The 13,894-nt window shown below is 73.6% G+C and carries 12 protein-coding genes; all 12 read left to right on the top strand.

Features of this window, described 5'->3' with window-relative positions; translation table 11 throughout:
* Positions 1 to 32: 32 nt before the first annotated feature.
* The 12 genes from dop to FHX71_RS13005 all read left to right on the top strand — a co-directional run bounded on the left by dop (position 33) and on the right by FHX71_RS13005 (position 13,886).
* Positions 33 to 1,694, top strand: coding sequence for a depupylase/deamidase Dop (dop, locus tag FHX71_RS13060; RefSeq protein WP_182618688.1), 1,662 nt, complete (start codon positions 33 to 35; stop codon positions 1,692 to 1,694).
* 138 nt (positions 1,695 to 1,832) lie between these two features.
* Positions 1,833 to 2,030: a ubiquitin-like protein Pup gene (locus FHX71_RS13055; protein WP_121383395.1), complete on the top strand. Its 198-nt coding sequence runs from the start codon at positions 1,833 to 1,835 to the stop codon at positions 2,028 to 2,030.
* Entirely contained in the window at positions 2,027 to 2,866 is an 840-nt protein-coding gene (prcB, locus tag FHX71_RS13050; protein WP_182616866.1) for a proteasome subunit beta, read from the top strand. Before FHX71_RS13055 ends, prcB begins: the two co-directional genes overlap by 4 nt.
* Positions 2,863 to 3,831: a proteasome subunit alpha gene (gene prcA, locus FHX71_RS13045; protein WP_182616864.1), complete on the top strand. Its 969-nt coding sequence runs from the start codon at positions 2,863 to 2,865 to the stop codon at positions 3,829 to 3,831. The genes prcB and prcA overlap by 4 nt, the downstream gene beginning before the upstream one ends.
* A gap of 31 nt (positions 3,832 to 3,862) precedes the next feature.
* Positions 3,863 to 5,224 (top strand): Pup--protein ligase, encoded by a 1,362-nt coding sequence (pafA, locus tag FHX71_RS13040; RefSeq protein WP_182616863.1) that lies wholly within the window; start codon positions 3,863 to 3,865, stop codon positions 5,222 to 5,224.
* A gap of 141 nt (positions 5,225 to 5,365) precedes the next feature.
* The gene (locus FHX71_RS13035; RefSeq protein ID WP_312877034.1) at positions 5,366 to 6,322 is read left to right on the top strand and encodes an FKBP-type peptidyl-prolyl cis-trans isomerase; all 957 of its coding nucleotides are present in this window, start codon (positions 5,366 to 5,368) and stop codon (positions 6,320 to 6,322) included.
* The gene (gene hisF / locus FHX71_RS13030) at positions 6,322 to 7,092 is read left to right on the top strand and encodes an imidazole glycerol phosphate synthase subunit HisF (RefSeq protein WP_182616861.1); all 771 of its coding nucleotides are present in this window, start codon (positions 6,322 to 6,324) and stop codon (positions 7,090 to 7,092) included. Before FHX71_RS13035 ends, hisF begins: the two co-directional genes overlap by 1 nt.
* A gap of 217 nt (positions 7,093 to 7,309) precedes the next feature.
* A complete protein-coding gene (locus FHX71_RS13025) occupies positions 7,310 to 9,172 on the top strand; it encodes an ABC transporter ATP-binding protein (RefSeq protein WP_246403141.1) in 1,863 nt (620 codons plus the stop codon).
* Positions 9,169 to 11,052: an ABC transporter ATP-binding protein gene (locus tag FHX71_RS13020; RefSeq protein WP_246402552.1), complete on the top strand. Its 1,884-nt coding sequence runs from the start codon at positions 9,169 to 9,171 to the stop codon at positions 11,050 to 11,052. The genes FHX71_RS13025 and FHX71_RS13020 overlap by 4 nt, the downstream gene beginning before the upstream one ends.
* Positions 11,053 to 11,134: 82 nt before the next feature.
* Positions 11,135 to 11,566: a phosphoribosyl-AMP cyclohydrolase gene (hisI, locus tag FHX71_RS13015; protein ID WP_182616859.1), complete on the top strand. Its 432-nt coding sequence runs from the start codon at positions 11,135 to 11,137 to the stop codon at positions 11,564 to 11,566.
* The gene (locus FHX71_RS13010; RefSeq protein ID WP_182616857.1) at positions 11,563 to 13,182 is read left to right on the top strand and encodes an anthranilate synthase component I; all 1,620 of its coding nucleotides are present in this window, start codon (positions 11,563 to 11,565) and stop codon (positions 13,180 to 13,182) included. Before hisI ends, FHX71_RS13010 begins: the two co-directional genes overlap by 4 nt.
* On the top strand, positions 13,179 to 13,886 hold the full coding sequence (locus tag FHX71_RS13005; RefSeq protein ID WP_182616855.1) for a Trp biosynthesis-associated membrane protein: 708 nt from the start codon (positions 13,179 to 13,181) through the stop codon (positions 13,884 to 13,886). The genes FHX71_RS13010 and FHX71_RS13005 overlap by 4 nt, the downstream gene beginning before the upstream one ends.
* The last annotated feature ends 8 nt before the right edge of the window (positions 13,887 to 13,894 follow it).

Raw genomic sequence — 13,894 nt, 5'->3', positions numbered from 1 at the left:
ATAGGGTGGTGGACGTGAGCGTGCGTCGTGTGATGGGCATCGAGACCGAGTACGGAGTACTGCAGCCTGGCCGGCCCCTGGCCAACCCCATGCTGCTGTCGAGCCAGGTGGTGACCACCTACCGGGCCATCTCCACCCGCGCCGAGGGGTCGGGGGGCAAGGCCCGCTGGGACTACGACGACGAGGACCCGCTGCAGGACGCGCGCGGGTTCCACCTCGACCGCGCCTCGGCGCAGCCGTCGATGCTGACCGACGACCCGAGCCGGCCCGCGCCGTCCGGTCCCGTGACGGGGCAGGTGCCCGTCGTGGAGCCCGGCCTGCCCGGCCGCGGCCGGCGTCGTCCCGGCTCGACGCAGGAGGTCGAGCGGCCGGCCGCCGAGGAGTACGACGACCCGAGCGCCGCGAACGTGATCCTCACCAACGGCGCGCGCCTGTACGTGGACCACGCCCACCCCGAGTACTCCTCGCCCGAGGTCATGACGCCCGAGGACATCGTGCGCTGGGACGTCGCCGGCGAGCGCGTGATGCTCGCGGCGCTGCGGGAGCTGGCCGGCTTCCCCGGCAGTGAGGTCGTGCTCTACAAGAACAACGTGGACGGCAAGGGCGCCAGCTACGGCACCCACGAGAACTACCTCGTGGACCGCGCGCTGCCGTTCACCACGCTCGCCGAGCTGATCACGCCGTTCCTCGTCACCCGCCAGGTGTTCACCGGCTCCGGCCGCGTGGGCCTGGGGGCGACGAGCGGCACGGCGGGCTTCCAGATCTCGCAGCGGGCCGACTACATCGAGGCCGAGATCGGCCTGGAGACCACGCTGCGCCGCCCGATCGTGAACACCCGGGACGAGCCGCACGCCGACCGCCAGCGCTGGCGCCGGCTGCACCTGATCCTCGGGGACGCCAACCTGATGGAGGTGCCCACCTACCTCAAGACGGGCACGACGTCGCTGGTCCTGTGGGTGCTGGAGCACCTGGACGAGCTCGCCGACGCCGGGGTGGACGCCCGTGCGGAGCTGGGCGCCCTGCGCCTGGCCTCACCGGTGACCGACGTGCAGAAGGTCTCGCGCGACCTCGACCTGACCGCCGCGCTCGAGCTCGCGGACGGCCGCACCATGACGGCGCTGCAGGTCCAGGGCGAGGTGGTCGACGTCGTGCGGCGCTCCCTCAAGGTGCTCGGCACCGACCCCGAGTCGGACGCCGTGCTCGACCGCTGGGCGTCCGTGGTCGAGCGGCTCGGCACCGACCTGGGGGCGTGCGCGCGCGAGGTCGAGTGGGTCGCCAAGCTGCGCCTGCTCGAGCGGCTGCGGTCGCGCGACAACCTGGAGTGGGACCACCCCCGGCTGCACGCGATGGACCTGCAGTGGTCCGACGTGCGCCCCGAGCGCGGCATCTACCACCGGCTGCTGGCCAAGGGCGCGGTGGACCGGATCGTCGACGAGGAGAGCGTCGCGCGGGCGGTGCAGCGCCCGCCGACGGACACCCGGGCCTACTTCCGCGGCGAGGTGATGGCGCGCTACGGCAGCCAGATCTCCGCGGCGAGCTGGGACTCGGTGATCTTCGACGTCGACGGCGCGCAGGCGCTCCAGCGCGTGCCGATGCTCGACCCGACGCGGGGCACGCGGCGTCACATCGGCGCGCTCCTGGACGCGAGCCCGGACGCCGCCGCGCTGCTCGACGGACTCTCCGGGCGAAGGTGACCCTCGATGTCAGTGACACCGCCTAGGGTCGATCTCTAGGACCACTTCCACCGGGGTCCCGGACCACGGGTCAGCACCGAGGTTCAGGGCCTAGGCTTCAAGACCAGCACTACGTCACAGAATCACCAGGAGGCGATCATGGCCGGTCAGGAAAGAATCAACCCGTCACACGAGGACCGCACTCCCGACGACGACGCCGAGACCCCGGCGCCCGCCGCTGCGGCAGCGCAGAAGGACGACGACGAGGTCGACGCCCTGCTCGAGGAGATCGACGAGGTGCTGGAGACCAACGCCGAGTCGTTCGTGCGCGGATTCGTCCAGAAGGGTGGGCAGTGAACCTGAACGCAGACCTCACCGCAGGACGACTCCCGGACGCCTTCCTGCGTCCGGGATCGTCGTCCTTCGTGGACTTCCTGGCCGAGTACGCCCCCGACCGACTGCCCGGGAACCGGACCATGCCCGCAGGCATGACCGACCCGGCGACCCTGTCCCCGCACGCCACCACGATCGTGGCGCTGACCTTCGACGGCGGCGTCCTGCTGGCGGGTGACCGGCGCGCGACCGCAGGCCCCATGATCGCCAGCCGCAGCATCGAGAAGGTGTTCCCGGCCGACGAGTACTCGGCGGTCGGCATCGCCGGCTCGGCGGGCATCGGGCTGGAGCTGATCCGGCTCTTCCAGCTCGAGCTGGAGCACTACGAGAAGATCGAGGGTTCGCTGCTCTCGCTGACGGGCAAGGCGAACCGCCTGGCCACGATGCTGCGCGGCAACCTGCCCATGGCGATGCAGGGGCTGGCCGTCGTGCCCCTGTTCGCCGGCTACGACCTCGACAAGGACACGGGCCGCATCTTCAGCTACGACGCCACCGGCGGCCGGTACGAGGAGCACGAGCACCACGGCGTGGGCTCGGGCTCCCTGTTCGCTCGGGGCGCGCTGAAGAAGCTGTGGCGCCGGGGGATGGACGCCGACGCCGCGGTCGCGGTCGCCGTCGAGGCGCTGTACGACGCGGCGGACGACGACTCGGCGACCGGCGGGCCGGACACCGTGCGCGGCATCTTCCCGGTGGTCGCCACCGTGACCGTGGACGGCTACCAGCGCATCGAGGACGCCGAGATCGCCCGGGTGGCCGAGCAGATCGTGGCGCAGCGCCGCGAGAGAGGGTCGATCGCATGAACATGCCGTTCTACGTCTCGCCCGAGCAGCTGATGAAGGACCGGGCGGACTTCGCCCGCAAGGGCATCGCCCGCGGCCGGTCCGTGGTGGTGCTCGCCTACGAGGGCGGCATCGCCTTCGCGACGGAGAACCCCTCGCGGGCGCTGCACAAGATCTCGGAGATCTACGACCGCATCGCCTTCGCGGCCGTCGGCAAGTACAACGAGTTCGAGAACCTGCGGGTCGCCGGCGTGCGCTACGCCGACATGCGCGGGTACTCCTACGACCGCTCCGACGTGACGGCGCGGGGCCTGGCGAACGCGTACGCGCAGACGCTCGGCACCGTCTTCATCACCGAGTCCAAGCCGCTCGAGGTGGAGATCGTCGTCGCCGAGGTCGGGGCCCAGGCCGCGGACGACCAGATCTACCGGCTCACGTACGACGGCACCGTGGCCGACGAGCACGGCTTCGTCGTCATGGGCGGCCAGGCCGAGCAGCTCGGCCGGCGGGTCAAGGAGGGCTGGCGCGCGGACCTGTCTCTGGGGGAGGCGCTGCGGCTCGCCGTGGCGGCCCTCGGCTCGGGCGACGGCTCGGCGTCGCGCACCATCGAGGCCGCCCAGCTCGAGGTCGCGGTCCTGGAGCGGGACCGGCCGCGCCGCGCGTTCCGGCGGCTGAACCGGCAGGTCCTGGCCGACCTGCTGGCCGAGGACACCGGGACGGCGTCGGGCGAGACGCCCGCGGACGACCTCCCGCCGGCGGGCGACGTCGCCGTGGGTGCGGCGACGCCGGGCCTGGGCACGCCGGACACCGTGCCGCCGGAGGTCCCGGCGGACACCGGGACCGAGAGCCCGGCGGACGAGGCCAAGGCGGGCGAGGCCAAGGCAGACGAGGCCCCGGCCGGCGACAGCACCGAGGAGTCCCCGACGGAGGACAAGCCGGACGAGGGGCCGGACGCTCCCGGCACCACGCCCGGCGCAGACCACTAGCACCAGGTTCCGCGAACAGGGAGGGGAATCCATGGACCGCAGGATCTTCGGTCTCGAGACCGAGTACGGGGTCACGTGCGCGGCCGACGACGGGCGTGGCCTGTCGGCAGACGAGGTCGCCCGCTACCTGTTCCGGAAGGTGGTGGCGTGGGGCCGTTCCTCGAACGTGTTCCTGAGGAACGGCTCCCGCCTCTACCTCGACGTCGGCTCGCACCCCGAGTACGCGACGGCGGAGTGCGACGACGTGCGGCAGCTCGTCTCGTACGACCGGGGCGGGGAACGCATCCTGGAGGGCCTCGTGGCCGACGCGCAGCAGCGTCTTGAGCACGAGGACCTGCCCGGACGCATCCACCTGTTCAAGAACAACACCGACTCGGCGGGCAACTCCTACGGGTGCCACGAGAACTACCTGGTGCGGCGGTCGGGCGACTTCTCTCGCCTGTCCGACGTGCTCGTGCCGTTCCTCATCACCCGGCAGATCCTGGTCGGGGCGGGCAAGGTGCTCTCGACGCCGCGCGGCGCCGTGTTCTGCCTCTCGCAGCGCGCCGACCACATCTGGGAGGCCGTCTCCAGCGCGACCACCCGGTCCCGGCCGATCATCAACACGCGCGACGAGCCACACGCGGACGCGGAGCTGTACCGCAGGCTGCACGTCATCGTGGGCGACTCGTCCATGGCGGAGCCCACCACGATGCTCAAGGTGGGCAGCACCGACCTGGTGCTCCGCCTGGTCGAGGCTGGGGTCCCCATGCGGGACCTCACCCTGGAGAACCCGATCCGGGCCATCCGGGAGATCAGCCACGACCGCACGGGCAAGCACGCCGTGACGCTGGCCAACGGCCGGACCATGACGGCGATCGAGATCCAGTCGGAGTACTACGAGCGCGCCCGTGAGCTCGTGGAGGCCAACCTCGAGGTCACCCCCGTGGTCAAGCAGGTGCTCGACCTGTGGGAGCGCGGGCTGCGTGCCCTGCAGGCGGAGAACCTGTCGCTCGTGGACCGGGAGCTGGACTGGGTCATCAAACTCAAGCTGATCCGGCGCTACCAGGAGAAGCACGACCTGGGGCTCGACGACCCGCGCATCGCCCGGCTCGACCTCGCGTACCACGACATCTCGCGCACCGAGGGGCTCTACAACCTGCTCGCGGCGCGCGGCATGGTCGAGCGGGTCACCACCGACCTGGAGGTCTTCGAGTCGACGGCCCTGCCGCCGCAGACCACCCGGGCCAAGCTGCGCGGCGACTTCGTCCGGGCGGCGCAGGAGGCACGGCGCGACTACACGGTGGACTGGGTGCACCTCAAGCTGAACGACCAGGCGCAGCGCACCGTGCTGTGCAAGGACCCGTTCAAGAGCGTGGACGACCGCGTGGAGCGCCTCATCGAGAGCATGTGACCCGAGCGCACGCGACGCTGCCCCGGGACCCGGCCGCCCGCCGGTTCCCGGGGCACCGTCGTCTCCGGGGCCGTCGTCCCAGGGTGATCAGTCCACGACCGTCGTTCCAGGACCGTCACTGCGGCATGGGAGACTCTGCGGGTGAGTTCCTGGGTACGCGTCCTCGTCGGCGGTCTGGCGGCAGGCGCGGTGGCCGTGACCACGGCGTGCGCGCCGGCCTCGCTGCCGGTCGAGGTGGGCCCGTCGCCGACGTCGTCGGCCTCGCAGGCCCCGCTGCAGGTCACGGGCGGGAGCGACGCCCCGCCGACGCTCGAGTACGAGAAGCCGTTCGAGGTGGTCCGGCCTTCCTCGCGGATGGTCTGGCCCGGTACGGGCGACGTGCTGGAACGGGATGACCCGGTGCTGCTGAACTTGTACGCCCAGGACGGCCGCGACGGCACCGAGCTGCAGAACACGTTCCGCACCGCCCCGGCCGCGTACACGATGACCGAGCAGTCGCTCGGCAACCAGCTGTTCGAGGCGCTGGAGGGCCGCCGGGTCGGTACCCGCGCGACGCTCATGGAGGAGCAGGACGGCGTCCCCGTGCTGCTGGTCGTGGACGTGCTGCCGGCGCGCGCCGCGGGCGCCGAGGGCGTGCCGCCGGGCAAGGACCTGCCGCAGGTGCGGCTCGACGACCTCGGCGCCCCGACCGTGCGCATCCCGCGCGGCGTGGACCCGCCGACCGACCTGGTGGTGCACCCGCTGCTGCGCGGCACGGGCCCGCAGGTGCGGGCCGGCCAGATCCTGACCGTGGAGTTCACCGCCGTGCGCTGGAGCGACGGCGAGGTGGTCGACACGACCTGGACCGAGGACACGCCGCCGCAGTCGGCGGAGATCGGCATCGGCCGCCTCGTCGAAGGCTGGGACCAGGGCCTCCTGGAGCAGACCGTCGGCTCCCAGGTGATGCTGGTGGTGCCGCCCGGCAGCGGCTACGCGAACACCGCCAGCGAGCTGGCCGGCGAGACCGTGGTGTACGTCGTCGACATCCTCGACGCGCACCAGGCGATCGCCGAGGACGACGAAGCAACGAAGCAGGACACGAAGAAGAAGGAGGGCTGATGTCCGTCGCGATCCGCGTGATCCCGTGCCTGGACGTCGACGCGGGCCGAGTGGTCAAGGGCGTCAACTTCGCCGACCTGCGCGACGCCGGGGACCCGGTCGAGCTCGCCGACCGGTACGACGCCGAGGGCGCCGACGAGCTGACGTTCCTGGACGTCTCCGCCTCCTCCGGCGACCGCGAGACCATGGTCGACGTGGTGCGGCGCACCGCCGAGCAGGTGTTCGTGCCGCTGACGGTGGGCGGCGGCGTGCGCTCCACCGACGACGTCGACCGCCTGCTGCGCGCGGGCGCCGACAAGGTGGGTGTGAACACCGCGGCCATCGCGCGCCCGGAGCTGATCGCCGAGATCGCGCAGCGGTTCGGCTCGCAGGTGCTCACCCTCAGCGTCGACGCGCGCCGTGTCACCGGCGACGTCAGCACGCCGTCGGGGTACGAGGTCACCACGCACGGCGGACGGCGCGGCACCGGCATCGACGCCGTCGAGTGGGCCGAGCGCGCCGCGAAGCTGGGCGCCGGCGAGATCCTGCTCAACTCGATGGACGCCGACGGCACCACCGCCGGTTTCGACCTGGAGATGCTGCACGCCGTGCGCGAGCGCGTGCACGTGCCGCTCGTCGCGTCCGGCGGCGCCGGCACGCCCGAGCACTTCGTCGAGGCGGCCCGGGCGGGGGCGGACGCCGTCCTCGCGGCGTCGGTGTTCCACTTCGGCGCGCTCACGGTGGGCCAGGTCAAGGACGCGATGCGCGCCGCGGGCCTCGACGTCCGCTGAGCCGTCACCGCGACACCCCGGAATCACTTGACCTCGACCGAAGTTGAGGTCTTAGCGTCGGTGTCGCCCTCGGCGTAAATCCGTCGAATCGATTCCCGCGCCATGAGAAAATCGTGGGGTCCCCCCAAGGAAGCGAGGTCTTGCCGTGCCCCCAGAAGCCCCGCGACCCACCCCGATGGCCCTCCAGGGCTCGCGTGTGCGCCGCTCGATCTCGGTCATGTGGCGCGGCATGCGCGCCCACCCCGGCATCTACGCGCTGGCCGTGGGCGCCTCCGGCCTCTTCGGCGCCCTCACCGTCGCGGTCAGCCGCGCGGTCGGCTGGGCCACCGACTCCGTGGTCGTCCCGGCCATCGGCGGCGACGACGCCGCCCGCGACCGGGTCTGGCTCGCCGGCCTCGTGCTCGGCGCCGTCGCCCTCTCGCTCGCCCTGTCCGTCGCCGGGCGCCGCATCTGGGCCGGGTACGGCTTCGTGGGCATCCAGGCCGACCACCGCACCACCCTGACGAAGCAGTACCTGCGCCTGCCCGTCTCCTGGCACCGCTCGCACCCCGCCGGCCAGCTCCTGAACCACACAACGTCCGACACCGAGGCCGCCACCGGCGTCTTCAACCCGCTGCCGTTCGCGCTCGGCGTCGTCGTCATGATCGGCGTCTCCGTGGGGCTGCTCGTCGCGATCGACCCCTGGCTGGCGCTCGCGGCCCTCGCGATCATCCCCGTCACGATCGCCGTGAACGCCGTCTACCAGCGGCACATGTCCCCGGCCGTGACCCGGGCGCAGCGCCTGCGGGGCGACGTGGCCGACGTCGCGCACGAGAGCTTCGAGGCCGCCCTGCTCGTCAAGGCACTCGGCACCGAGGACCGCGAGGAGAGCCGGTTCAACACCCGCACGCAGGAGCTGCGCGCCGCGAACGTGCGCGTCGGCATCGTCCGCTCGCTGTTCGACCCCGTGATCCAGACCCTGCCCTCGATCGGCACCCTCCTGGTGCTCGCCGTCGGCACCTGGCGCATCGCCGCGGGCGCCGTCGACCCGGGCGACCTCGTCACCGCCGCCTACCTGCTCACGATGATGACCGTGCCCGTGCAGGCGTTCGGCTGGGTGCTCGGCGAGCTTCCCCGCGCCCTGGTCGGCTACGAGCGCATCGCGCAGGTCGCCGACGCGACCGGCGCCCTGGAGCACGGCGACGCCCGCCTCCCGCGCGACGCCGGCCGTGCCGGCATGTCCGTGCGCCTGGCCGGCGTCGGCGTCGACGTCCCCGCGATCAGCGGGGCCCGGGGCCGCTCGATCACGCTGCTCGACGGCGTCGAGGTCGCGGTCGAGCCGGGCGCCACGGTCGCCGTCGTCGGCACCACCGGGGCCGGCAAGACCACCCTCGTCAGCCTCCTGGCCCGGCTCTCCGACCCCACGCGCGGCCAGGTGCTGCTCGACGGCGTCGACGCCCGCACCCTGGCCGACGGCGAGATCCCGGACCAGGTCGCGCTCGTCACGCAGACCACGTTCATCTTCGAGGACACCGTGCGCGGCAACGTGACGCTCGCCGACCCGGGCACGCCCGGCACGCCGTCCGACGACGAGGTGTGGGACGCCCTCCGCCTCGCCCGCCTGGAGGACACCGTGCGCGAGATGGCCGGCGGCCTCGACGCGCCCCTCGGCGAACGCGGCGCCAACCTCTCCGGCGGCCAGCGCCAGCGCCTCGCCATCGCCCGCGCCCTGGTCCGCGCCCCGCGCCTGCTCGTGCTCGACGACGCGACCAGCGCCGTCGACCCCCGCGTGGAGCAGGAGATCCTGCGCGGCCTCGCGGCCGGGACCGGCGGCGAGGCCGACGGCGAGCCCGCCCCCGGCACCACCGTGATCATGGTCGCCTACCGCATGTCCTCGGTGGCGCTCGCGGACCACGTGGTCCACGTCGACGGCGGCCGCGTGGTCGACGTCGGCACGCACGACGAGCTGATGGCGCGCGACCCCGGCTACCGCGCGCTCGCCACGGCGTACGAGGCCGAGACCGAGCGCCGCGAGCAGGAACGGGCCGACGAGGCCGCCGCCGGAGCGCTGGACGACGAGCTGGAAGAGGTGTCCCGATGACCGCGGTGACGGACGAGCCCGACGTGGCCGACGTGCCCGAGGACCTGCTCGACGCCGACGGCGCGCGCATCGAGTCGGCCAGCGGCCTGGGCGTCTTCGCGACCCTGCGCCGCGGCATCGAGATCAGCCCGGAGATCACCCGGGGCCTCTGGGTCACGCTCCTGCTCGCGTCGCTGGCGGCCGCCGGGCGCGTCGTCGTGCCGCTCGCGGTGCAGCAGACGATCGACGTGGGCGTGCTGGCCGACGGCGGCCCCGACGTCGGCCAGGTGGCGCTGCTCGCCTCGCTCGCGGCGGGGGCGCTGGTGCTCGCCGCGCTGTGCGCCGCGCTCGTCAACGTGCGCCTGTTCCGCTCGGCCGAGGCGGGCCTGGCGACGCTGCGCGTCAAGGCGTTCCGGCACGTGCACGACCTCTCGACGCTCACGCAGAACACCGAGCGCCGCGGCGCCCTGGTCTCGCGCGTGACCAACGACGTCGACACGGTCTCCCTGTTCGTGCAGTGGGGCGGCATCATGCTGCTGGTCAGCGTGCTGCAGGTGCTCGTGGCGACGGGCCTCATGCTCGTCTACTCGCCGATCCTGACGGCCGTGGTCTGGATCGCGTTCATCCCGATGTTCCTGGTGATCCGGTTCGGCCAGAAGTACGTCAACCGCGCGTACACGCTGGTGCGCGAGCGCGTCGGGGCGATGCTCGGCGCGATCTCCGAGTCCGTCGTGGGCGCCGAGACGGTGCGCGCCTACGGCGTGGCCGACCGCACGGGGCGGCGCATCGGCGCCTCCGTCGAGGCGACCCGCAGCGCGCAGGCCCGGTCCCAGATCCTGGTCGCGGCGACGTTCTCGTCGGGCGTGCTGATCTCCAACCTCGTCCTGGCGATCGTCGTGGTCGTGGGCACGTTCCTCGGCGTGGGCGGCGGGCTGAGCGCGGGCGAGCTCGTGGCCTTCCTGTTCCTGGTGCAGCTCTTCACGGGCCCGGTGCAGATGGCCACCGAGATCCTCAACGAGCTGCAGAACGCCGTGGCCGGCTGGCGGCGCGTCATCGCCGTCATCGAGACGCCGATCCAGGTGGCCGAGAAGCCGGGCGCGACGACCCAGGAGCGTGGCCCGGCGCACGTGACCCTGCGCGACGTCCGGTTCGCCTACCCGAGCGGCCCCGAGGTGCTGCACGGGGTGACCCTCGACCTGCCGCCGCGCACCAAGGTGGCCGTCGTCGGGCAGACCGGCTCCGGCAAGACGACCATCGCCAAGCTCGTCACCCGGCTCATGGACCCGACGGCGGGCGCCGTCGAGCTGGACGGCGTCGACCTGCGCGACCTGAGCTTCGCCTCGTTGCGCGAGCGCGTGGTGCTGGTGCCGCAGGAGGGCTTCCTCTTCGACGGCACGGTGCTGGACAACGCGGCCTACGGGCTGCGCGGTGCGGACGCGCCGGGCGCCCAGGACTCCGTGTCCGCGTCGGAGCAGGCCGCCCAGCGCGCCGCCGTCGAGGGGGCCTTCGCCGAGCTCGGGCTGGCCGACTGGGTGGCCGACCTGCCCGACGGGCTGGAGACGGCGGTCGGCCAGCGCGGCGAGGCGCTGTCGGCGGGGGAGCGGCAGCTCGTCGCGATCGCGCGCGCCTACCTCGCGCAGCCGGACCTGCTGGTGCTCGACGAGGCGACGTCCGCCGTCGACCCCGCGACCGAGGTCCGCATCGCGCGCGCCCTGGACTCCCTGACGGCCGGCCGGTCCACGATCACCATCGCGCACCGGCTCTCCACGGCCGAGGCGTCCGACCTGGTGGTCGTGGTGGACCAGGGGCACGTCGCCGAGGTGGGCCCGCACGCCGAGCTGGTCGCGGCGGACGGCATCTACGCGCAGATGCACGCGAGCTGGGTCGCCCAGACCCGCTAGCCCTGCTCACGTTCCGGTACCGGATCGGGGCCGACGGCGGACATCACACCGCCGTCGGCCCGCGACGTGGCAGGATTCTCTGGTGCCCGACGTTCTCGACCCCACGCTCTCCGCCCGACTCAAGCGGGACGACGCCGGCCTGGTCGCCGCCGTCATCCAGCAGCACGACACGGGCGAGGTGCTCATGGTCGGCTGGATGGACGACGATGCCGTGCGCCGCACGCTGACCGAGGGACGCGTGACGTTCTGGTCGCGCAGCCGCAAGGAGTACTGGCGCAAGGGCGACACCTCCGGGCACGCCCAGTACGTCAAGGCCGCGAGCATCGACTGCGACGGCGACGCCCTGCTGGTCCAGGTGGACCAGGTCGGCGCCGCGTGCCACACCGGCGCGCGCACGTGCTTCGTCGCCGGCGGCGACCTGGGCGCCGTGGTCGGCGAGCGCGACCCCCAGGACGACGGCGCCCCGCACGCGACCCCGCAGGACCGCGACCAGCAGGACGAGGAGAACCGGTGACCCAGCTCGACAGCCAGCCCGGCACCCACGAGGCCCGCGCGGCGACCGCGCCCGCCGACCTGCCCTGGGGCCGCACCTGGCCGGGCCTGCCGGAGTTCCGCGAGATGGCCGCCGACCGCCGCGTGATCCCTGTCGTCCGCCCGCTGCTGGCCGACGACACCACGCCCGTGGGCCTCTACCGGACCCTGGCCCAGGGCCGCCCCGGCACGTTCATCCTGGAGTCGGCCGAGTCCGGCGTCTGGGCGCGCTGGTCGTTCGTCGGCGTCGCGTCCCGCGCGACCCTGACCAGCGACGGCGGCCGGGCCGTGTGGACCGGCGACGTGCCCGTCGGCATCCCGACCACCGGCGACGTCGTCGACGTGGTCGAGGCGGCCCTGACCGCGCTGCGCACCCCCGGCGTCGCGAACCTGCCGCCGCTGACCGGCGGCCTGGCGGGCGTGCTGGGCTGGGACATCGTGCGGCACTGGGAGCCCACCCTGCCGTCCACGGCCCCGGACGAGACGGGCGCGCCCGAGCTCGCCCTCTGCCTGGCCACCGACCTCGCGGTCGTGGACCACCGGGAGGGCACCGTCTGGCTGGTGGCGAACGCGATCAACGCGGACGCCACGGACGACCGGGTCGACGAGGCCTACGCCGACGCCGTCGCCCGGCTCGACGCCATGGAGGCGCAGCTCGCGGCGGGGGCGCCGCCCGTCACGTCCGTCGTCGCGCAGGACCTGCCCGAGCCGCAGCTCGAGTTCCGGTCCACGCGCGAGGAGTTCGAGGACGCCGTGCTCGCCGGCAAGGAGGCCATCCGCGACGGCGAGGTGTTCCAGGTGGTGCTGTCCCAGCGCCTGGACCTGGACTGCGCGGCCGACCCGCTGGACGTCTACCGGGCGCTGCGCACCATCAACCCCAGCCCGTACATGTACTACTTCCACCTGGCCAAGCCGGACGGCGGCGAGTTCGCCGTCGTGGGCTCCAGCCCGGAGACCCTGGTCAAGGTGGACGACGGCCACGTCACCACCTACCCGATCGCCGGCTCCCGGCCGCGCGGCGCCCACCCCGAGGAGGACGCCGAGCTCGGCGAGGAGCTGCTGGCCGACCCCAAGGAGCGGGCCGAGCACATCATGCTCGTCGACCTGTCCCGCAACGACATGGTCAAGGTGTGCGAGCCGACCAGCGTCGAGGTGGTCGAGTTCATGAAGGTGCGCCGGTTCAGCCACATCATGCACATGTGCTCCACCGTCGTCGGCCGGCTGCGGGAGGGCTTCGGCGCCCTGGACGCGCTGAGGGCGACCTTCCCGGCGGGCACGCTCTCGGGCGCGCCCAAGCCCCGGGCCATCGCCCTGATCGACGAGCTAGAGCCCGCGTCCCGCGGCATCTACGGCGGGGTGTGCGGCTACTTCGACTTCGGCGGCAACATGGACATGGCCATCGCCATCCGCACCGCGTACATCGCGGACGGCCGCGCCAGCGTGCAGGCGGGCGGCGGCATCGTGGCCGACTCCGTGCCCGCGCTGGAGTACGCGGAGTCGCGCAACAAGGCGGCCGCCGCCGTGCGGGCCGTCCAGCTCGCGTCCCGCCTGACGCCGCTGCGCGCGACCGCGCCGCGGACCACAGGAGCCGACCAGTGACCCGCACCCGCACCGTCCTGGCCCTGCTCGTGCTGGGCGCGCTGACGTTCGGCACCGGCTCGCCCACGTGGATCACCACGACGGTCGCCACGGCGCTGCAGCCCGAGGTCGCGGTCGCGGCGTCGGGCACCTCGGCCGCGCCCGGCGTCGGCGCCGGCGCCCTCGTGCTGCTCGCGGCGGGCATCGCGTGCGCGCTCACCGGCCGCGTGGCCCGGTACGTGGCGCTCGTGGTCGCCGCCGCGGCCGGCGTGCTGGTGGTGGCGAGCACGCTCGTCGTCGTCGCCGACCCGGTGCCCGCCGCCACCAACGCCGCCTCCGCGACGAGCGGCGTCACCGAGCTCACCTCGCCCGTCACCCTGACCGCGTGGCCCTGGGCGGCGCTCGCCACCGGCGTGCTCGCCGTCGTCGTCGCGGTCTGGGCGGGCATCGCGGCGCGCGGCTGGGCGGCGACGTCGGCCCGGCACGAGCGCGCGGGCCAGGGCGCGGGCGCCCCGGGCGCCGCGGCCGCCACCCCGGGCGACGGCGCTGCCGTCCCGGCCGAGGACGGCGCCGCCGCGACCGCCGGCGGTCCCGGCAGTCCGGCGAACGACGACGCCGGGACCGACGGCGACGCCGGGACCGACGGCGACGACCCCGACGACGAGATCGACCCCCACGACGCCTGGGACGCGCTGTCCCGGGGCGACGACCCGACGGGCCGCTGACCCAGCCG

Source organism: Promicromonospora sukumoe, from assembly GCF_014137995.1.
In the GTDB taxonomy this organism is placed as follows: Bacteria; Actinomycetota; Actinomycetes; order Actinomycetales; family Cellulomonadaceae; genus Promicromonospora; species Promicromonospora sukumoe.
The sequence above is the reverse complement of the archived record's forward strand: the minus strand, read 5'-3'. Positions and strand labels throughout refer to the sequence as shown.

Bases quoted from the DNA above. Each gene is read 5' to 3' on its own strand.
- FHX71_RS13055 (WP_121383395.1), top strand. From the start codon at position 1,833: ATGGCCGGTCAGGAAAGAATCAACCCGTCACACGAGGACCGCACTCCC.
- dop (WP_182618688.1), top strand. From the start codon at position 33: ATGGGCATCGAGACCGAGTACGGAGTACTGCAGCCTGGCCGGCCCCTG.
- prcA (WP_182616864.1), top strand. From the start codon at position 2,863: ATGAACATGCCGTTCTACGTCTCGCCCGAGCAGCTGATGAAGGACCGG.
- pafA (WP_182616863.1), top strand. From the start codon at position 3,863: ATGGACCGCAGGATCTTCGGTCTCGAGACCGAGTACGGGGTCACGTGC.
- FHX71_RS13020 (WP_246402552.1), top strand. From the start codon at position 9,169: ATGACCGCGGTGACGGACGAGCCCGACGTGGCCGACGTGCCCGAGGAC.
- hisF (WP_182616861.1), top strand. From the start codon at position 6,322: ATGTCCGTCGCGATCCGCGTGATCCCGTGCCTGGACGTCGACGCGGGC.
- FHX71_RS13025 (WP_246403141.1), top strand. From the start codon at position 7,310: ATGTGGCGCGGCATGCGCGCCCACCCCGGCATCTACGCGCTGGCCGTG.